This window comes from Nostoc sp. C96, assembly GCF_059384975.1.
On sequence record NZ_CM182020.1, the window covers coordinates 6,540,289 to 6,559,943 of the forward strand.

18 protein-coding genes are annotated in these 19,655 nt (G+C 40.4%); 10 read left to right on the plus strand and 8 right to left on the minus strand.

All coding sequences use genetic code 11. The features are described from left to right. The first annotated feature begins 220 nt into the window (after positions 1-220). Positions 221-1,171 (plus strand): acetyl-CoA carboxylase, carboxyltransferase subunit beta, encoded by a 951-nt coding sequence (gene accD / locus AC504W_RS27850; RefSeq protein WP_096581900.1) that lies wholly within the window; start codon positions 221-223, stop codon positions 1,169-1,171. 68 nt (positions 1,172-1,239) lie between these two features. On the opposite strand, the gene AC504W_RS27855 is transcribed toward accD, so the two are convergent. Continuing rightward, a complete protein-coding gene (locus tag AC504W_RS27855; RefSeq protein ID WP_494875502.1) occupies positions 1,240-2,616 on the minus strand; it encodes an MFS transporter in 1,377 nt (458 codons plus the stop codon). 191 nt (positions 2,617-2,807) lie between these two features. Between AC504W_RS27855 and AC504W_RS27860 the strand changes: the two genes are divergently transcribed. Continuing rightward, positions 2,808-4,055 (plus strand): ABC transporter substrate-binding protein, encoded by a 1,248-nt coding sequence (locus tag AC504W_RS27860; RefSeq protein ID WP_494875503.1) that lies wholly within the window; start codon positions 2,808-2,810, stop codon positions 4,053-4,055. A 69-nt stretch (positions 4,056-4,124) separates the two neighbouring features. Here AC504W_RS27860 and AC504W_RS27865 read toward each other — a convergent pair whose 3' ends face one another. After that, on the minus strand, positions 4,125-6,557 hold the full coding sequence (locus AC504W_RS27865) for an ATP-binding protein (RefSeq protein ID WP_494875505.1): 2,433 nt from the start codon (positions 6,555-6,557) through the stop codon (positions 4,125-4,127). A 154-nt stretch (positions 6,558-6,711) separates the two neighbouring features. On the opposite strand from AC504W_RS27865, the gene AC504W_RS27870 reads away from it, so the two are divergent. The 6 genes from AC504W_RS27870 (at position 6,712) to petJ (ending at position 10,787) form a co-directional block, all read left to right on the plus strand. Then, entirely contained in the window at positions 6,712-7,605 is an 894-nt protein-coding gene (locus AC504W_RS27870) for a carbohydrate ABC transporter permease (protein ID WP_494875507.1), read from the plus strand. Continuing rightward, positions 7,602-8,438 carry a carbohydrate ABC transporter permease gene (locus tag AC504W_RS27875; RefSeq protein WP_494875508.1) on the plus strand — a complete coding sequence of 279 codons (837 nt, stop codon included), beginning with the start codon at positions 7,602-7,604 and terminating at the stop codon, positions 8,436-8,438. The genes AC504W_RS27870 and AC504W_RS27875 overlap by 4 nt, the downstream gene beginning before the upstream one ends. A 155-nt stretch (positions 8,439-8,593) precedes the next feature. Then, positions 8,594-8,848: a hypothetical protein gene (locus AC504W_RS27880; protein WP_096581912.1), complete on the plus strand. Its 255-nt coding sequence runs from the start codon at positions 8,594-8,596 to the stop codon at positions 8,846-8,848. A gap of 77 nt (positions 8,849-8,925) precedes the next feature. Further along, positions 8,926-9,417, plus strand: coding sequence for a photosystem II cytochrome c-550 (gene psbV, locus AC504W_RS27885; RefSeq protein ID WP_096581914.1), 492 nt, complete (start codon positions 8,926-8,928; stop codon positions 9,415-9,417). Positions 9,418-9,763: 346 nt separating this feature from the next. Then, positions 9,764-10,180, plus strand: a complete 417-nt coding sequence (petE, locus tag AC504W_RS27890) for a plastocyanin (RefSeq protein WP_096581916.1) — start codon at positions 9,764-9,766, stop codon at positions 10,178-10,180. A gap of 262 nt (positions 10,181-10,442) precedes the next feature. Then, the gene (gene petJ, locus AC504W_RS27895; protein WP_494875510.1) at positions 10,443-10,787 is read left to right on the plus strand and encodes a cytochrome c6 PetJ; all 345 of its coding nucleotides are present in this window, start codon (positions 10,443-10,445) and stop codon (positions 10,785-10,787) included. A gap of 35 nt (positions 10,788-10,822) precedes the next feature. Here the strand turns inward: petJ and AC504W_RS27900 are convergent, their stop codons facing one another. From AC504W_RS27900 to AC504W_RS27910, 3 genes are all read right to left on the minus strand, one after another. Further along, positions 10,823-13,528 carry a peptidase domain-containing ABC transporter gene (locus AC504W_RS27900; RefSeq protein WP_494875511.1) on the minus strand — a complete coding sequence of 902 codons (2,706 nt, stop codon included), beginning with the start codon at positions 13,526-13,528 and terminating at the stop codon, positions 10,823-10,825. Continuing rightward, positions 13,477-14,235 (minus strand): peptidylprolyl isomerase, encoded by a 759-nt coding sequence (locus tag AC504W_RS27905; RefSeq protein WP_494875512.1) that lies wholly within the window; start codon positions 14,233-14,235, stop codon positions 13,477-13,479. The genes AC504W_RS27900 and AC504W_RS27905 overlap by 52 nt, the downstream gene beginning before the upstream one ends. 135 nt (positions 14,236-14,370) lie before the next feature. Continuing rightward, a complete protein-coding gene (locus AC504W_RS27910; RefSeq protein WP_494875514.1) occupies positions 14,371-15,168 on the minus strand; it encodes a TIGR00297 family protein in 798 nt (265 codons plus the stop codon). A 523-nt stretch (positions 15,169-15,691) separates the two neighbouring features. Here AC504W_RS27910 and AC504W_RS27915 point away from each other — a divergent pair. Beyond that, positions 15,692-16,123 carry a VOC family protein gene (locus AC504W_RS27915; protein WP_494875515.1) on the plus strand — a complete coding sequence of 144 codons (432 nt, stop codon included), beginning with the start codon at positions 15,692-15,694 and terminating at the stop codon, positions 16,121-16,123. Between the two features lie 75 nt (positions 16,124-16,198). Here AC504W_RS27915 and AC504W_RS27920 read toward each other — a convergent pair whose 3' ends face one another. Then, entirely contained in the window at positions 16,199-16,867 is a 669-nt protein-coding gene (locus tag AC504W_RS27920; RefSeq protein WP_494875516.1) for an esterase/lipase family protein, read from the minus strand. 396 nt (positions 16,868-17,263) lie between these two features. Here AC504W_RS27920 and AC504W_RS27925 point away from each other — a divergent pair, with 396 nt between their 5' ends. Further along, positions 17,264-17,725, plus strand: coding sequence for a hypothetical protein (locus AC504W_RS27925; protein WP_494875518.1), 462 nt, complete (start codon positions 17,264-17,266; stop codon positions 17,723-17,725). A 4-nt stretch (positions 17,726-17,729) separates the two neighbouring features. Here the strand turns inward: AC504W_RS27925 and AC504W_RS27930 are convergent, their stop codons facing one another. After that, positions 17,730-18,821, minus strand: coding sequence for a tetratricopeptide repeat protein (locus AC504W_RS27930; RefSeq protein WP_494875519.1), 1,092 nt, complete (start codon positions 18,819-18,821; stop codon positions 17,730-17,732). A gap of 53 nt (positions 18,822-18,874) precedes the next feature. After that, positions 18,875-19,606, minus strand: coding sequence for a 16S rRNA (uracil(1498)-N(3))-methyltransferase (locus AC504W_RS27935; protein ID WP_494875521.1), 732 nt, complete (start codon positions 19,604-19,606; stop codon positions 18,875-18,877). Positions 19,607-19,655 lie beyond the last annotated feature (49 nt).

Genomic DNA, 19,655 nt, shown 5'->3' on the forward strand with positions numbered 1-19,655 from the left:
CAAAATAAGGTCTGAATTGCTTATAAGCGTAATTTTGGCTATGTAGTCATCAGGCATTTGTTTTGATTAATCACAAATGAACACCAGTTGCGCCAAGTCGGCAGAACCGACGACAGTTGCGACAACGGAGGAAACCTCCGTAAAGCATTGTTTCCCCAAAGCACTGGTTCCTAATGACAAAAGACTGTTTTCGACCCATACCCACTTGAATAAGATAAAAATGGCAAACAACGAAGAATCACGCGGTTTAAAGTCTCTGTTTGATTGGTTTGCAAATCGAAGAAAATCAGGCTCTACCAACCTGGAACGGCAAGAACGGGAAATTGCTGATGGGTTATGGCACAAGTGTTCTAAGTGTGGTGTTTTAACCTATACAAAAGATTTGAGAGCTAATCAAATGGTCTGCGTTGAATGTGGACATCATAATCGGGTAGACAGTGATGAACGCATCCGCCAATTGATAGATAACAATACTTGGCAACCGATAGATGAGCATTTGCGTCCGACTGATCCCTTACAATTTCGCGATCGCAAACTTTATAGTGATCGCCTCCGGGAAACGGAAAGCAAAATCGGCCTCATAGACGCGGTGAAAACCGGTTTAGGACAAATCAACGGAATGCCCGTAGCCTTGGGCGTGATGGACTTCCGCTTTATGGGTGGTAGTATGGGTTCCGTTGTTGGCGAAAAAATCACCCGCTTAATTGAACAAGCCACTGGGCGACGTTACCCTGTAGTTATTGTCTGCACCTCTGGTGGTGCAAGAATGCAGGAAGGTATGCTTTCCCTGATGCAGATGGCGAAAATCTCCGCAGCTTTAGACCGCCATCGTGATGCCCGATTATTATATATTCCTGTGTTGACTAACCCCACCACTGGTGGTGTAACTGCGAGTTTTGCCATGTTAGGCGATATCATTTTGGCAGAACCTAAATCAACTATTGGTTTCGCTGGTCGGCGCGTGATTGAGCAAACCCTCCGGGAAAAACTGCCAGATGATTTTCAGACTGCTGAAGATTTACTCAAGCATGGCTTTGTAGACGATATCGTTCCCCGGACTCAGTTAAAGAATACTTTGTCCCAGCTAATTGCTTTACACCAACCAGTTGCAACCGCCCCTTCAATGATGTTGTGGGAGTCAATGACATTGAGTTCTACAGCAGTTGAGTAAAAGAAGCAAGGGAGCAGGGAGCAGGGAGAAAAGGTGAGGTATTTTCTCCCCGCCCCGTTTCTTCTTCCTCACCTTCCTGGTTCTTGCACAAAAAACAGTGGTACAAGTGCGGCTAGGCGCAACAAGCCAGAAATAGCGAATAATCCCAGTAAGCCATCCCAAATAGCAAATTGGGCGATGAAACTGCCGATGGTGGTGCCTAAAGCGCCACTAGCACCAGCCACAGCCGCCGCGATCGCAAAATAAATTGACTGATTTTTAATTGGTGCGATCGCTAATTGCAAATTGTTATTACACAAGTCAATAGCTGCCCAAGTCACACCAGCCAAAATATGTAAAAGTGGCAACCATAGGCAAATATCCATTTGACTGGCACTAATTCCCAACCACAAAATTGGTGTCAGTCCTACCATAATTCCCACAAAAATTAAAATAGGCAGATTCCCAACTCTATCTGCTAATTTGCCCCACCAAATCATCATCAACAAGTTAGCTCCAGCTTGCAAACTGCCGTAAAGCGTCACCCAACTCACATCTATACCCAGAGTATCTAACATATACAGGTTAAAAAAAGGTGCGCTTAAATGAACAGCAAACATCCATAAACTGATATAAGTGAGTAATATTAAAAAGTTATAATTTTTCCAAATACTCGTATTAGGTAAAGCAACTAATTCATCTGTGTTGTTGATAGAAGTAGAACCCACAGAATTTTGCAATTGGGGATTAATATCTACCTTGAAATATTGGCAACCAATGCTAATAATGCCAAACATCACCCCAATTAGCAGCACGACCCCATAACCTTGGATATTCCCGCCATACCAATGAGATACTACTAAACCAGCTAAAGGCAGACAAATCAAATTAGTTAAGCTAATCGCACTGTTGCGAATCCCGAAATACCGACCGCGCAAACGTCGGGGAACGATCATCGCTAACCAACTCATCCACGATGCACAACCCAAACCTCCTAAAAGATGAGTGGCTAAAACAATCAACAGCGTCATCAAAACTAACTGTTGTGAACTGATACCACCCCAACTAAAGATAGCAATAGCGATCGCTAAAATTAGCCACAATAATCGAGCAGTTCCATATATCCTCAGCGCGTACCGAAAACGGCTAGTAGTGCGTTCTGATAAATAAGCACCCAAAGGCTGAATGAGATTCACCAGCATGGGTATAGAAGATAACATTCCAAATACCACTGGACTAGCATCTAATTCCACGAGGAAATTACTGAGTAAAATACCGCCAGTAGTGATACCAAATACCGTTGCTAAAACAGCATCCACCGTAGAGGCTCGTAAACTAGTACGAATGGTATCCTTAGAAATACGGAAGACAGGTTTTTTGCTAGGAACAAGTGTAGTTGTTGGTGTAACAATCTGGGATATTTCCAGAGTCAGAGAAGCCGCTGTTTCGACCTGAACAGAATCCATAGTTATGTTTGAAGTAACGCACCTGGGCGCAGTTTGAGTGAAATATTGAGGAATCGAAATTTCCTCATCAGCTTTGGTTATAATTTTTCGTTATTTTATCTTGCTTAATCTCAACAAAAATTCAGATTTGTTAAACATCTGTCCTCAGCTACAGACGATATAAGTGAAGTGAAAGCTACTGTCATCCATCCGTGAAAAGAATTAGCTTGTGGAGATTTTTGGGTGTAGTCATAGCGATCGCGATCGCTATTATTGGCTGTCACAGCCTACAACAACCAACAGCCAACGCCGTCACCGTCAAACTTAGTGGCTGGGCTGGTTCCCAGGTTGAGCAAAAGCTATTAAGACAAGTTCTGCAAGACTTTGAAGCCCAGCATCCCAACATCAAAGTTAAATACGAAGTTATTTCCGACCAATATATGGACGTAATTAAAACTCGTTTGGTGGGAGATGCAGCACCTGATGTATTCTATCTTGATGCGTTGGAAGCGCCTTTTTTGATGAGTCAAAATGTTTTGGAACCCTTAGATAATTACATTCAGCCAGAATTTGAGATAGAAGACTTTGAAGTTACCCTTTTAGATAGTTTTAAATACCAAAACCATATTTATGGGCTACCGAAAGACTATTCTACATTAGCTCTGTTTTATAACACAAAATCTTTCGCTGCGGCAGGCTTAAATACTCCGCCAAGTAATTGGTCAGAACTGCGTTCTTATTCCCAAAAATTAACAAGCAAGCTCAACAAATATGGTTTTGGTGAATTGCCTGAATTAGCACGTCAGGTATATAAAATTCAAGCATTCGATGGACAAATTATTGATGAGAAAGGTTATGCTACCTTTGCTAGTAAAACTAGTTTACAAGGATTGCAATTAGTTATCGACCAGTATCAACAAGATAAATCCTCTGCTCAAAAATCTGATGTCGGCACAAACTCAGGTAGCGAAATGTTTGGACAGGGTAAAGTAGCGATGGTGATTGAAGGAAGCTGGGCGATTCCTTACCTACAAGAAACCTTTCCTCAACTCGAATTTGCTACCGCAGAATTACCCACAATTAATCATCAAAAAGGCACAATGGTGTTCACTGTTGCCTATGTAATGAATAAGCAATCTCAGCATAAAGCCGCCGCTTGGGAGTTGATTTCTTACCTGACTGGTAAAGCGGGAATGCAAAAATGGACAGCCACAGGATTTGCACTACCAACCAGAAAATCTGTAGCACAGCAATTAGGCTATGACAAAGATCCTCTCAGAAAACCATTGGTTGCAGGGGTGAATTATGCAACACCGTGGCAAGTTGGTCAATATCCCGCAGCAATTATGAATAATTTTGATAATCAGTTTGTCAGTGCTTTATTAGGACAACAAACATTACAGCAAGCAATGTTACGGGCGCAAAATGCAGCGAATCAGCAAATTAAACTGATGGAATAGTCTATAAGATCCCCGACTTCTTAAAGAAGTCGGGGATCTAAATAACATAATTTATCAATAAGTTTATTTCTAATCAAGTTCCCACTCTAATTTTAATGTTTCCAACTTAGGATTTTTGACACTCAGTTGCTTACATTCTTCCAAAAATTCTTTCACCTGTTCTTGGGTCAAACTTAAGCCGCCATCTTGGAGATTATGAATATAAGTAATCACATCTGAAGTTGTGAGATATGAATTTATTTCTTCCAGCAAAATAGCATTGTTGACTTCTCGACACACTAACTCAATATCAGATGAAGTAAATCTGCTACTTTTCTCTGCTAACATCTCAAAATTAACTGATTGTTCCACATTCAATTGTGATAAATAATGCTTAAATATATCGACTCTTTCTGCTTGGTTTGGCGGAAAAATAGGAACTTTCCAATCTAATCTGCCAGAACGTTTTAAGGCACTATCAATACCACTTAAATAATTAGTAGCAGCAATAACTATTACATCACTATTTTTGATGTTATTCAGTTCAATCAATAATTGATTAATTGTGGCTCTTTGGTCAGTATGAGAGTTTTCATCATTACGGTTAAACCCAATGCTATCTAACTCATCGATAAATAATACAGAAGGGGCTTTTTTCTTAGCTTGGACAAAAATATCTCGAATATTTTTTTGGCTTTGACCTATCCATACACTGATAATATCAGCCGGAGAAAACTTAAAGAAATATCGCCCTGATTCATTGGCAAAAGCATTAGCTAGTAATGTTTTACCACATCCAGGTAATCCATAAAACAGAATGCCACTAATTGCACCTTTATGTCCTTTAGATTGTAATTTGAGCAGTTTATTTAATTTTTCTTTTTCCTCATTTAAACCTTTGACTTGGCTAAAGTCCAGTTTTACTTGTTTGACAACTGGTGTGAGTTGTCTGGTGACATTTCTTTTAACCCTAAATTCAAAAGTCGGATATTGAATTTTTTCAAATGACACAGGTACTAGTTGATGTTTTTCATAATCTGGTGTCATAACTATAATTTTAAAGTTAGCACCATAATATTCTGCTAGTTTATATTCTAAAATTTCTTTAGTCTTTTTCAGTTGATAGTAATTGCGAGCAATTTCAAATCCTGGTACTACTAACCAAACACTTTCTAAATTATTTGGCCATACCTGAGATTTTCGCAAAATTCTCTTAATCATATCAAAAAATAGATTATTATCCGCAAACTCTTGATATTTGAGAGTTTCTATTTCCACAACAATTTTATTTTTGACATATACTTCTACTTTTTCAGTTTGATATTCTTCATATTCATCCTCATCTGTATTATCTTCTTCTTGAGAAGTTAACTCTACCTCACAACCGATATGAGATAATTCATATCCTAAACTTTCTAAAGTTTTGATCGCAAAATATTTCAGATATATGTATTCAGTGCTTTCTTGCTGCCACTTCAGATGATATAGATGTTCAGGTTTGATTTTCAGTAGTAGTTGTGATTCAGCTTGGATTTGAGCTTTTTGAAGTTCTAAAAAATAATTGAGTAGAGAGACATCATCTTCATCTGTTTGGTAATAAGGAAGTTCTAATAATAGCCGGAAATGAGCTAAGATTTCTTCTTTTTGTTCAATAGCAGCTTCCTGAGAATATTTACATCTCAGTGTAAAAGTAAAAGGGATTTTACTGGCAACTGTATCGACTAAATGTCCTAAACTATCTTCTTTTTGTTGGGCTTGAATTTCTAATAATGATGGACAATGAAACAAAAGGAAAGATTGTGTAGAGTTATATTTGTTTAAAGACAAAGATATATGTTCAAATTGCTCATCAAATTTTTCTGAATCTAGTAATTCTAAGCCCGTACCTCCAAGTATGACACTTGTCATAGTGGAACGATAGAAATGAAATATATTAGCACCTTTAATAGAACTTTCTTTATCATTTTCGCAATCATCATCAGAGTCAATGATATTAGTGGCAAATTGGCGGACAGAAGAACTTGCCACTTCAGTTAACCCTTGATATTGAAATTTCCTAATCAACTCGTAATTAAAGATTTTGACGACAATATCTGAAAAGAAATCTACATCTTGGGGAATGAGAAAAATCCCCATAGGTTGATTTGAATCTAAACAAGATTGGAAGCGTTCGTACTCTTGATCAGACCCAAAGTCAAATAAATAGTAAAAGAAATCATGTTTGACTTGAATTGTTTCTTTAAGCTTTTGAGAAATTACTTCAGATGATAAAAATTCTTCAGAAATTTCTACACCTTTGAGAGAAATAGCTATTTTGGTGTCTAAGGGAACATATAAATCAAAAGCTGGATTAGCACATAGCCCTAAGTTATCAAGAATGGTATTAAAATCATCTATGAATGCTTGGCTTCTGCGTTGATAACTAAACTGTTCCATGATGGTTTTAACTCGCAAGATTTTTTTGGCTTTACCTGTTCTTTGCAGTTCATTTTTGATAGAGCTTAAGTAGGCTGTATATGACATTTTGTCTCCTGACAATAACCAAATCTATTATTCCCAAACTGAGATATGCAGTTAACTTACATAAGCGATCGCCACAATTTCCGATGTAACATAAATAATCATGCACTACCTATCGCTTCAACTAAGTTGTGCAGAATTAGGCGGAGGTTAAGTTATGTTCCAAATTAGCAGGCGGCAAAATCTGACAGAAAATTTGGCTGGATATCTGTTTCTCGCACCCACGATTCTGATTTTGGGAACTTTTGTTGTATTACCTATTCTCTACGCCGTTTTTCTGTCGTTACACAAAGTACAGCTTCTCGGCGGGATTAAGTATGAGTTTATCGGCTTTCGCAATTTCAGCCGCTTAGTTGAAGATGAACGCGTCTGGATTGCTTTAAAAAATACGGCGGAATACGTTGCCATTGTCGTACCTTGCCAAACTATTTTGGCTTTAGTTTTGGCGGTAACGCTCAATTCTGGGATTCGGGGGAAAAATTGGTGGCGCATCCTTTATTTTTTACCCACAGTAACTTCTTCGGCGGTGCTGACGCTGATTTTTATGTGGATTTATAACACGGATGGGCTACTGAACGGTGGTTTAGCTTTGGTGGGTTTACCTACTTATAACTGGTTGGGTGATCCATCTGTGGCACTCAAAGGCATCATGATCATGAATATTTGGTCAACTGCGCCGTTTTATATGGTGATTTATCTAGCGGCGTTGCAAGATATCCCCCAAAAATTGTACGAGGCGGCGGAACTAGATGGGGCAAATACTTGGCAGCAGTTGATTTACGTGACGATTCCTTTACTCAAGCCCGTCACTTTTTTTGTCGTCGCTATCGGGATAATTGGGACTTTTCAATTATTTGACCAATCTTATATTTTCTCTGGCGGGACTGGCGGGCCGAATAATGCGACGCTGACTTTGGTGTTGCTGATTTACCAAGCGGTATTTCGCAATTTACAGATGGGTTATGCAGCGGCGATCGCATTTTTCTTAGCCGTAGTCATCATTACTATGACTTTAATTCAGCGGCGGTTATTTGGAGGCGAAAAAATGTGACTACAATTTCTCGCATTCCTTGGCTCAAAGTATTGTTATATCTGGTGCTGACGTTTTACGCCGTGATTACCTTAATACCATTTCTCTGGGCATTGTCGGCATCATTTAAACCATTATCAGAGATTATCAACAGCGGCAGTAATTTCATCCCGCGAAATTTTACCCTAGATAATTACAAACAAATCTTTTTACAAGAACCGCTATTTTGGCGCTGGTTATTTAACAGTGTAGCGATCGCCATCAGTGTGACACTATTAAACTTAATATTTAATTCAATGGCGGGTTATGCCTTGGCTAGACTGCGGTTTGTAGGGAAAAACTTCTGGTTCTTTTTGATTTTGGCAGTTTTGGCAGTACCAGCACAAATTACCTTGATTCCGACATTTTTGATTTTAAAGGCGATCGGTTGGCTAAATTCTTATCAAGGCATGATTGTGCCGGGGATGGTTAACGCTACTTTTATCTTTATGATGCGGCAGTTTTTCATCAACTTCCCTAGAGAACTAGAAGAAGCAGGACAACTAGATGGCTTAACTACCTTTGGGATTTTTAGATATATTGTCTTACCTTTAGCAAAACCAGCCCTAGCAGCCCAAGCCGTTTTCGTCTTTATGGGTAGTTGGAATAATTTTTTGCTACCTGTAGTCATCTTATTTGACCCCGAAATGTTCACCTTACCCTTGGGTTTGAACACTTTCAAAGGTGTATACATTAGCTATTGGAACTACATCATGGCGGCTTCTATGGTTTTTACCCTGCCTGCTTTAGGTATATATGCTTTCTTCAACCGCTATTTTATCCAAAGCGCCACCTTTACAGGCGGGAAAGGGTAGTTATTAGTCAATGGTCATTTGTCAATGGTCATTTGTCATTTGTTACTTCCCCTAATCCCCTGATCCCTCATCCAAATTTTGGGCAACAAATTGCACTCCTAACGTGATATTGGTATTACAGCGACTTAATCTCTATTTGTCTGTTAACAAACATTATGGGTTTTGCAGATCTACCGATCGCAGAGATAGCAATAAACTACAGTAAGACTGTAGCAAAGGTGTTTTCTCTGTATAAGCAATTGGGAATTGCCTATAAATGCCAAAAGGCTCATTGGGCGTTGGAAAATGCAAAAGCAATTATGGCGCAAACATCGTCAGAAATTTACCACCAAGGTACTAGCGACTCGGTGAGTGATACCAGAGTCACTTGGTGGGCGATTTCGGACTGGAGCGAATTTTTAATAACATAGAACCGCTGTTAGCGATATGGAGATTGAGCATCGCATTATTTAGCTGTGTTGAGCGTCAAAATTTTTAAGGGGAAACAATGTTTAGAAGATTAATTGGCGTTGTTGTGGTTACTGTTTTACTGACATTTCAGTTGATGGTCGGTAATGCTACAGCTGTGGAACTAGACGAAGCTATCAGAACAGTGCCATTAAATAAACAGGGTGATACAGTCGTTCTTAGCCTCAAACAAGTTAAAGAAGGCAAACGCTTATTTCAGTACGCTTGCGCTCAATGTCATGTTGGTGGTGTTACCAAAACCAACCAAAACGTAGGACTTGAACCAGAAGCGCTATCACTGGCTACACCCAACCGGAACAACATTGAAGGTTTGGTAGATTACATGAAAAATCCCACTACTTATGATGGGGAAGAGGAAATCTCTGAATTACACCCCAGCCTCAAGAGTGCAGATATTTTCACAGAAATGCGTAATCTGACCGAAGATGATTTAGTAGCGATCGCTGGTCACATCCTCCTACAACCTAAAGTTGTCGGTACCAAGTGGGGCGGTGGCAAAATTTATTACTAAACTTCAGTCCTAATTGCTGAACTGTGAGGGATTAGATGCTAGGAATTGAGGTTTGAGAAAAAATTTTGGATTGGTCTGCAATCTAAAATCTCAAATCTAAAATTCCCAGTCCCTAATCCCTATATTTTTGAGCAAGCAAGATATAATGTTCTCCTTCTTGTGAGTTGAGCCATAAATTTTTGGGTGCAATATAGTTGATGAATAATTGCTTATTGCTAAGTTACTGAATATTAATTTATGACCCAATTAATAAAAAAAATTGGATCTACGACATATTGTCAAACTTTGGCGTTGATTTTATTTAAAATGAAATAGGGAAAATAAAACCTTCTGTTAGGAGAAAGTCATGAAAATGATTGCGGCAAGCCTGCGACGCTTGAGCCTGGCTGTTTTGACAATTCTTTTAGTGGTGAGCAGCTTTGCTGTTTTTACACCTTCAGCTGCTGCTGAAACCCACCAAATCAAGCTGGGTAGCGATAAAGGGTTGCTAGTATTTGAACCCAAAAAGCTGTCCATCAAACCCGGCGATACAATTGAATGGATAAACAACAAAGTTCCTCCCCATAACATTGTCTTTGATGCGGCTCTCAACCCTGCTAAGAGTGCAGATTTAGCTAAATCTCTGTCTCATAAACAGTTGTTAATGAGTCCTGGTCAAAAAGACACAACCACTTTCCCAGCCGATGCACCTGCGGGTGAATACACCTTCTACTGTGAACCCCACCGTGGTGCAGGTATGGTTGGTAAAATCACCGTTGAGTAAAAGTAGCACTGTTGACCTAGATATTTTCTAGGCTCTTCAGTACAATTCACAAACTGACAAATGCCAGAGTCTGGCAAATACAAAAAATCTCACAATGGCGGTGACGAGTCTTATTTCCGCTAAGAATGCTCAACAGCGCATAGCGATGTCAGAGATTAACTCGTCACCGCTAATTTTATGGAAATGTAAAACTGATAAAATGTAGCAGTCGAAGTATAGATTAAAACTATATTTATTTAGTCGCTGGAGCCTGGAGAATCACTTGAGAATATTTTTGTTAATCTTATTTCTAGCGATCGCCCTCTTCAAATTAACATTTACTTATCCAGCACTAGCTGCCGAAACATCCAACGGTGCCAAAATCTTCAGCGCCAATTGTTCTTCCTGTCACATAGGCGGAGGTAACATTCTGGTTGCCGAAAAAACTTTAGCCAAAGAAGCATTATCAAAATACTTGGCAGATTATAACACTGACTCCATTCAGGCAATTATTCATCAAGTGCAGAATGGTAAAAATGCCATGCCTCCCTTCAAAAATAAATTAACTTCTGAAGAAATTTTGGATGTCGCTGCTTATGTTTTTCAACAAGCAGAACAAGGTTGGTGATTATAGCACTATCCTTCTAGCCTTCATTTCCAAAACTAAACATTAGCCTGTTGACGCTGATAAAGAGACCAATACAAACCTTTCTGCTGTAAAAGTTGAGTGTGAGTACCGCGTTCAGCAATTACACCTTTCTCCATCACTACAATTAAATCAGCGCGCTTGAGTGGTGCAAAGCGGTGAGCAATCAGAAATACTGTGCGATTTGCCGAAACTCGTTGCAGATTTTGTAGTACCTGCTGTTCAGTTTCGCTATCCAAAGCACTCGTCGCCTCATCCAAAATTAAAATCGGAGCATCAGATAAAAACAACCGTGCCAAAGCAATTCGTTGTCGCTGTCCTCCAGACAAAGCCGTACCTCGCTCACCGACATTTGTCTCGTAACCGAAGGGCAATTGACTGATAAAATCATGAGCTACAGCCAATCTTGCGGCTTCTACTACCTGTTCAGCCGTAATATTGGGATTGCCCAAAGTAATATTTTCTAAAATTGAACCATTAAACAAAAAGTCCTCTTGTAAGACCACCCCAATTTGTTGCCGCAGTGATGCTAAATCTGCACTCTTAATATCAAAACCATCAATTAAGATGCGTCCCGATTCAATTTGATACAACCGTTGCAACAACTTCGACAGTGTACTTTTACCTGAGCCACTACGTCCGACTATCCCAACAAACTGTCCTGGTTGCACATCAAAAGTAATCCCTCGTAACACAGGTTCAGTATGGGCTTGGTAACGGAAAAATACCTGTTCAAAATTCACTTGCCCTTTTAATCTTGGTAAGACTAATCCTGTACCTAGTTCCGCTTCTGGGGCAGTGTTGAGAATATCACCAATTCTATCGACTGATAGTAATACTTGTTGCAGATTTTGCCAGAGTTGTACCAAACGTAATAGTGGTTCTGTCACTCGTCCCGATAACATCTGAAAAGCAACTAATTGACCAATGGTAAGTTGTTGACCAATTACTAACTTTGCACCCACCCAGAGAATTAGTAAGGTAGAAAAATTGGTGAGAAAGTCACCGATATTACTGCTGATATTAGATGTAGTTGAGGCTTTGAAACCAGTGCGGATAAATCGGGCAAATAAACCTTCCCAACGTTCCCGCGCTACGGGTTCAGCTGCATGGGCTTTTACAGAATGAATGCCTGTAATTGTTTCGACCAAAAATGATTGACTGTCGGCACTGCGGTTAAAGGTTTCGTTCAGCCAGTTGCGTAAAATTGGTGTGGCAAAAATCGTTAAAATGGCAAACAAAGGCAACACCGCCAAGGCCACAAAAGTTAAAGGGATGTTGTAGTAAAACATCAATGCCAGATAGACAACGGCAAAGATGCTGTCAAGGATGACAGTTAAAGCTGTACCTGTGAGAAATTGCCTGATTTGTTCCAGTTCTTGAACACGGGCGACAGTATCACCCACCCGCCGAGATTCAAAATAAGCTAAAGGCAAGCGCATGAGATGGCGGAATAGCTGTGCCGATAAACTTAAATCTAAGCGTCGAGCAGTATGGGTAAAGATAAATAGGCGCAAAGTGCCAAGTATCGCCTCAAAGCAAGCAATTAACAATAAAGCGATCGCCATCACATCCAGGGTAGGCAAACTTTCCTGCACCATCACCTTATCGATCACGACCTGGGTAATCAGGGGCGTACCTAAGCCGAATAGCTGTAGTGTAAAGGATGCCAGCAGAACTTCCCCTAATAATCCCTTATATTTCCAAACAGCCGGAATAAACCAACTGAGGTTAAATTTTTCTTGTTTGTTAATCAGTTCTACTTGCCAAAGTTGCCCATCCCAGGCATCTTCGACAATTGATTGTGGTAGAGTCTCACATATTTGCCCTAAATTTAGGGGGTTGGCAATAATTAAGCGTGAACCTTTAACGGCATAAACAACTACCCAACTGGGTTGGGGTTGAGTTTCGCTTTGCCATAACATCAGTGCCGGAAATGAAAGTTTGGGTAATTCGTCCCAACTAATTTGGAGTCGCCGCAATACTAGTCCAAGTTTTTCCGCAGCTTCAACAATTTGTTTGGAGTTTTGTCCCCGCAGTTGTCGTTGTACCCATTCGAGTTGCACGGGGTTGTCTAGTTGTTGCGCCACCATTGTCAGACAGGCGGCGGCGGTGTTGCTGTGGGCAATGAAAGGATAATTTGATGTGTCTGGAGTACGGTTGAGTAATTCTTGTAGAGTTGGCTGCTGAGTTTCTGGAGGGCTAACGGTGGCGGCTGGTAGAGGCTGTTGTGGTTCGAGGCTGGGTTGGTTTTGAGTATTAATTTGTGCTGGTTCTGCGGTGGAACCAGAGAAGAATTGTGCAATTTCGGGAGTGCTAAATTCTTTCCACAGGGCGCTGTCCCAACAGGCGACAATGACTTCTTTACTGGCGGCTACGGCTTTGCAGTCTACTGCGATTGTGTAAAGGTCACCGAACCAGTCGCCAGTTTGCAAGGCTGCTAGGGCAAGACTATCTTGTTCTTGTCTCAGTCTGACTTTCCCTGAGACTATGTAATATTGGTAGCCGCGTTTTTGCGTTGACCAGATTTTTTCTCCTAATTGGTAGCGATGGATAATTACCTGATGACGCAATCTTGCTTGTTGTTCGCTACTTAGCCAGCATAATGGCCCTTGATTCCACGGTATTTCTGCTATAGCGTTGATTTCTAAAGATTCATTATCCAGGGGTGTTAACCCATTTGTAATTTCACTGTTAGCTTTTGAATTTTCTCTGCTAGCCATTTTTCAAATAACTCATTTTGTAATGCTTGTTGTAGTTGAGTATCTTCTAAAGACGCTGGCAGAAATTGTTCTACGCGAAACAAACCAAAACGTCCTTCTAGTTCTACTGGCCCTACTAATTGCCCAGAACTGGCAACATCAATTGCCGCCCGTAATGTGTCTGGCATTGTGCCACGGCTGATTGCTCCCATCATGCCGTTCATGATGCGATCTTCTGTGAGGGAATATTCTCTGGCTAGTTGTTCAAAACTGCCTCCTTCTTCGATTTGTGTTCTGAGTTCTTCACAAAGTTCTTGGCTTTCAACAATAATGCGAGAGATAACAACCCGATCTAAAAAAATTTTTCTTTCAATAAAGTACTCAGGAATGCTAGTTTGAGTGACTACTGTTTTGAGTTTTTCTAATTTAAAACCCAAGGTAATTGATGAATGAAATGTTTCATAATCTGTACCATTTGTTTGTAACCATTCTTGAAAAGTTTGTGGTTGAGTTAGTTGATTTTTTAACCGAAAGTCAATAACTGCTTGTTCTGTTAAAGCTGGGTTGATATCTAAATCATCTCTAGTTTGGATTTCTTGCTCAATCACATACTGACGGAGAATATCGCCAATAAACTGTGATAATTTGCCAGAAGCTTGCAGATATTTTACTGCCTGTGTGATTGAGAGTGGATGATCATTTATTGACAGAAATGATAAAGATTCCATGAATTAACTCAAGAAAAACAGCTAAAATTTCATAATTGACGGCTACCTGAACTGTGTCAGGAGTCAGCATAGGAAATTATGGCAACTACACTGTTAATGTGTTACCTAAAAATATGTTTAAATTCCACTAGTTAACTAGCCGATCGCAATTGTCCACAACCAAGCAAAGAGGATGGCGGTGATCGCACCAATTAACGTATTTAAAATATTGACTAGTTCATTCGTCAGCCAAGTATATTTAGTTTGCAGTGTGGCTCCAATGACACTTTCTAAATTGGTTGCAATGAAAGCCGCTAAGATACACCACAAAATCCCCAGTGAGTCGATCAATCCTACTGCCCAACCAACGCAGGCGATCGCGATCGATGCCACCACACCAGCTAATGTTCCTTCTAAACTAACTGCGCCTTCTGTACCTCGCGGTACTGGTTGCAGTGTGGTAATTAAAAATGTACTTTTACCATAGGCTTTCCCGACTTCGCTGGCTGATGTGTCAGATAGCTTGGTGCTAAAACTCGCTACATAGCCCAACAATAGCAGGGACACAGGATGGGGAACTAGAGACTGGGAATTAGCTACTATAAATCCCGAATTGATGATTCCTACACCCAAAGCACATAATGCTGCGGTTAATGCTGAACCCCAAACATTTTCCGGGCCTCTTGCACCAGAACGTTTTTCGGCTATACCTTGCGCTTCTTTCTCTGCCATACCAATGCGCGTCACTCCTGAACCCACCAGGAAATAAAACGCCACTACTAGATATCCTTGCCAACCTACAGTTCCCCAAACTAGTACACCCAGTATCCAGGCGTGAAATAACCCCGCTGGGGTGAGCAGCTTTTTCGGAGCAATCCAAACTAAACCCAATAAAATGGCGTTTAATCCTACTCCCACTAACCAGGGATTCGCAGAGTCAATTAAAGGTAACATTAGCAGTGAATCACAAGTAATGTTGTCATTGGCAGCATATCAACAGAATAACCAATTTTCGACCTTAGATGTTACCTCTCATTCTTTAATTTTAAAAGTGCATAGATTCTCTTACTTTTACTAGTGGTGAGAGAAAAAACAGGCAAGACAAAGAACAAATTTTTTAGCTAGAACAAGTCAGGAGTCATACCGTTTCACTTTAAGTTTGATACAAATAGACCGCAGGGGGCAGGGGGCAGGGGGAAAGAATGAAAAACCCATAAATTTGTATCATTTTTTTTCGTGAAATGGTATCAGAAGCATAATTTCTGTTGTTAATTTTTAGTTTTGTAGCGCATAACCTTAAAAGCTGCTGTAAATATCGCTATCAGCATATAAGTGACAGCAATATAAAACTGTGTTGCACTTAACCACAAATAAGTTTTTAGCGCATAAATTGTAGATATAGCAGGTTACAGCTTACAGAGTTAATTTCTTAATTACCTTGGCTATACATATAGTACAAATCTAGTAAACATTAGTTATGAGTCAACCTATATTCCATCTGGCTTTTCCGGTTAGTGATATCCAACAGACAAAAGCTTATTATGTCGATGGTTTGGGCTGTATTCCTGGGCGGGAAAACCCTCACGCGCTGATTCTCAATCTTTACGGTCACCAACTAGTAGCACACACTACCAAAGAAATTTTAACTAGACAACGTACTATATATCCCAGACACTTTGGGTTAATTTTTACTCAGGAAAATGACTGGGAAAACTTGTTAAATAAAGCACAAGTACACCAACTTTTGTTTCGGGAAGAAGCGAAGGATCGCTTTGTTGGCTCTCCTTTAGAGCATCGGACTTTCTTTTTAGAAGATCCTTTTTATAATTTGCTGGAGTTTAAATATTACCGCTATCCAGAGGCGATATTTGGTAGTTATGAGTATACCCAAATTGGCGATCGCTCTTAAAATTAGCACTTACATATAAAAACGCAAAATCAAGTTTTGGGTAAGGATGTAGGAGTTTAAGTATCCAAAAACCCCTTACACTCTTTCACCCCTAAGCCCAGTCTCCATCGACAATCTTTGTGCGTCATTCCGGTTAATATTCCGCATTGGTTCGGCTAAGGCTGTGGCGACTGCGGCTAAACTCCTAGAGTCGGTTAACATCCAAGGGTGCGATGCTGCGGGGATAATTACTTCTGTACCTATGGGCATTTGCGAACTTTTTGCTGGCACAATCATCAAATCATAAGGTGTCCAAATTGAGGTAAAGTTCAATTGCTTGAGCATTACAGCGTCAGAGTTTAAATCCTTGAGGAAGTTACTGTGAGGACGCATTTGTTCACAACCTGGCCGCCAAGAACCATAAGCCACTACAGTTCCATAATGAGGGGATGAAATGGTGATAAACCGCTGTACGCGCTCAATTCCTTGCAGTCGTTGGACATAATAACGACTGACAATTCCGCCCATACTGAAACCAACTATATCTAGTTTTTGTTCTGGTTCAAAGGTCACATTAATATAATCAGCTACTTGCTGCGCCAACACATCCAGACCCACATCACCGTTATTAGGTACTAAATTTAGAGCATACACAGACCAACCCTTATCTTGTAAATAATTTTGCATTTTGCGGAATACTGCTTCTGTATCCCCAATACCGTGTATTAATAAGACTGGGTTGTGCGTTTGATTAATTTTGTTCATTGGCTGATTCACTTGCATGAGTCTGTCAAAAATCTAGCTGAGTTATCTTGCTATCTGTGAATGAGCTATGACACTCACATCACTGGTTTGATCTGATATTTGCTTCACAGTTATTTATATATTTACTCAAGCTGAAATGTTAATTTTTATTAAGCCAACTTTCATAATCTTGCTTATAGTTACAGTAAAATTTAATAATGAGTCTTGATATATACGGGCGGCAAGTGCCTGAAAAATCAAAGACATTTGCTCTGTAGTCTTACTCCAGTGTTGCTCAAACACTAAACTATAAAGCTAGTGAAAGTAATAGTACAGCGCAAAAAAATGTAGCATTAAGCTGCAATTTTTAACATTACGGTCAGATTTACAGAATTATAGAAGGCAGGAGAAATTCTAATGTTCGGTTTTATCAAAAATTTAATTGCTGGGATTTTAGGCTTCTTCACAGGCCTATTAGGTGGCAAAAAGAAAAAAAATGGGGGCTACTACTTACAATTAGATGAGAGTGGTGCAGAAGTAACTCCAGCACCAGCACCTAAAGCCACACCAGCACCTAAAGCTGCACCAGCAGCAACCTCTAATGGTACAAAAGCTACAGCAAAAGCGCCTGAACCAGCGAAAAAACCCGCCGCTGCTCCAAAAGCAGCCAAAGTAGAAGCATCTAAAAATGGCAAAGCTGCACCAGCTGAACCAGCAAAGGCTCCCGCGGCGGTAGCTGTGAAGAAAGAACCAACCGAAACAACATTTGCACCCAAATATTTAACGCCTACTGCTACCAATGGTCGCCGCCGTCCAGGCGCTAATATGAGTTCTTTCTTAGACATGGCCAGTCAAGTTAAAACTCCTAACCAAGCTTAGTGATTCAATTTTCATTGTGAGCGATCGCCGAGCATTTATGAAATACTAATCCGCTGTACAACTGAAAAGCAGCATCCCAATTTGTCGGTTCTCGGCGAAACAGATGTATGTGGGGTGTGATATTGTTTAATATTTCTGTTTGATCTAAAATCGTCTCCGCAAAAGGTGTGAAATCTGACCAAAGCTTCACTTGTGGTAAATGCTGCTCTAACCAGTTGAGTACTTGATTCCAGTTAATTCTGATAGTATTTTGACTAGGTTGGGCAGCAATTTCTACACCTTGTTGGAAATCATAACTATGATCAGACAGTCGCAGAATGCAGCGTCGCCCAGGTATGTGTAAGTCACAAAACTGAGCATAGTCTTGAGTTTGAGTTTTCCGTTCTAGCTTGTGACGCGCATCAATATCGACAACTTCCTCAAAAATCGGTAATAGTCCAACTACTCTAGCTTGTACTTCTGACCAATTAAAAGTTAAAGAACCAAGTTGATTAGTTTGGTTGCGACAAGTAACAGTAGCTTGTTGAGCAGATTCCGCAAAATATTCGACTTGATAAACTTGTATTTGTTGAACTGCGGCGATTGTTGTCCAAAAACAAGGAATTCCCGCTGCTTTTAGCTGTTCACCATAGAATTTCAACGCTCCCACTTGTCCAGAGCGATAGAGTTTCCAACTCCGGCTGGGGAGAATTAGCCTGGCGGTATAAGGATCTAGCTGCATAATTTGAGCAAATTTAGCCGCAACTGTAGACTTTTGCTCCTGATTCAAGGGTTCTAGTACGAGTACTCCTGGTTCACTACTGTTAGGCTCGGCTGTAGCTTTAGCAATAGCGCGTTGTCTTTCTTCTTGTTCAACTTCTTGGAGGCGTTGCAAGCCTTGACGTGCTTGGGTAACGATTTTGGTATTGGTGGTACTCCGCAACAACTGGCGATAAATTTTCTCAGCATCCTGTCGTTTATGAGATACTTCGTAAAGTCTGCCAAGATAAAATTGCACCCAAGGATTATCAGGTGATTCTTTTAACAGTTGTTGGAGTAATTTTGCAGCTGTGTGATAATCTTTACGGTCAAAAGCGATCGCAACACGCTCAATCATAATTTATTTCCCTGCATCCCCGCGTTTGCTTGGATTGACGCGAGATATATCATTTATACTTTATACGCTGCGGTAACTATGGATAAAGCCACAATAGGTGCAGTAACAGCGCGGAGGACACGACGACCGAGGGATACGGCTTGAAAGCCAGATGCGATCGCATTTTCAATTTCTGCTTCTGTCCACCCACCTTCGGGGCCTGTAGCAATAATTAGTTCTTGCTCATTTTTCCTTTTTCCGTTCTTGGGTAAGCAATTAAGTAAGTGAGGATAATTACCACGTGCCTCACAGATATACTGCTGACTATTGACCATTGACCCTTGACTATTGACCCTTGACATAAAAGTCACTGGTTCTAAAATTGTCGGTACAAAAGCTCGCTCTGATTGTTCAGCGGCTTCCGCGGCGATGCGTCGCCAACGTTCGAGTTTTTGGGGACTAGGATGAAGGAGAGTGCGATCGCTCATCACCGGAGCAATACAAGTTACACCAATTTCCGTACAGCAGCGGACAACTTCATCAAAGCCATTGCCTTTGGGCAAGGCTATTATCAACGTAATTGATACAGGTAGTTCTGTTTCTACGGAAAGTGATTCTAAAACCTGAGCTTGTTCCCCTGTTAGCTGCGCCAACCACCATTTACCCATACCATCCATTGCAATAAAGCGATCGCCCTCACGCAAACGCAAGACACGTCCGAGATAATGTAGTTGTTGGGATGTAAGTAAAATTTGGTCTTGTTGAAATTGAGAAAGTGCGATCGCAATTCTTTGTAGTTGAGCCATGCTAAATTACTTATGTCCAGAGGAAATAGGCAAAAATGTTTTTGCCTGT

Excerpts from the sequence above, each read along its gene's own strand:
- AC504W_RS27920 (WP_494875516.1), bottom strand. The coding sequence starts at position 16,867 with ATGAACAAAATTAATCAAACGCACAACCCAGTCTTATTAATACACGGT.
- AC504W_RS27880 (WP_096581912.1), top strand. The coding sequence starts at position 8,594 with ATGGGTTTTGCAGATCTACCGATCGCAGAGATAGCAATAAACTACAGT.
- AC504W_RS27855 (WP_494875502.1), bottom strand. The coding sequence starts at position 2,616 with ATGGATTCTGTTCAGGTCGAAACAGCGGCTTCTCTGACTCTGGAAATA.
- petE (WP_096581916.1), top strand. The coding sequence starts at position 9,764 with ATGAAAATGATTGCGGCAAGCCTGCGACGCTTGAGCCTGGCTGTTTTG.
- psbV (WP_096581914.1), top strand. The coding sequence starts at position 8,926 with ATGTTTAGAAGATTAATTGGCGTTGTTGTGGTTACTGTTTTACTGACA.
- accD (WP_096581900.1), top strand. The coding sequence starts at position 221 with ATGGCAAACAACGAAGAATCACGCGGTTTAAAGTCTCTGTTTGATTGG.
- AC504W_RS27900 (WP_494875511.1), bottom strand. The coding sequence starts at position 13,528 with ATGGCTAGCAGAGAAAATTCAAAAGCTAACAGTGAAATTACAAATGGG.
- AC504W_RS27930 (WP_494875519.1), bottom strand. The coding sequence starts at position 18,821 with ATGATTGAGCGTGTTGCGATCGCTTTTGACCGTAAAGATTATCACACA.
- AC504W_RS27935 (WP_494875521.1), bottom strand. The coding sequence starts at position 19,606 with ATGGCTCAACTACAAAGAATTGCGATCGCACTTTCTCAATTTCAACAA.
- AC504W_RS27910 (WP_494875514.1), bottom strand. The coding sequence starts at position 15,168 with ATGTTACCTTTAATTGACTCTGCGAATCCCTGGTTAGTGGGAGTAGGA.
- AC504W_RS27870 (WP_494875507.1), top strand. The coding sequence starts at position 6,712 with ATGTTCCAAATTAGCAGGCGGCAAAATCTGACAGAAAATTTGGCTGGA.
- AC504W_RS27865 (WP_494875505.1), bottom strand. The coding sequence starts at position 6,557 with ATGTCATATACAGCCTACTTAAGCTCTATCAAAAATGAACTGCAAAGA.
- AC504W_RS27915 (WP_494875515.1), top strand. The coding sequence starts at position 15,692 with ATGAGTCAACCTATATTCCATCTGGCTTTTCCGGTTAGTGATATCCAA.
- AC504W_RS27905 (WP_494875512.1), bottom strand. The coding sequence starts at position 14,235 with ATGGAATCTTTATCATTTCTGTCAATAAATGATCATCCACTCTCAATC.
- AC504W_RS27925 (WP_494875518.1), top strand. The coding sequence starts at position 17,264 with ATGTTCGGTTTTATCAAAAATTTAATTGCTGGGATTTTAGGCTTCTTC.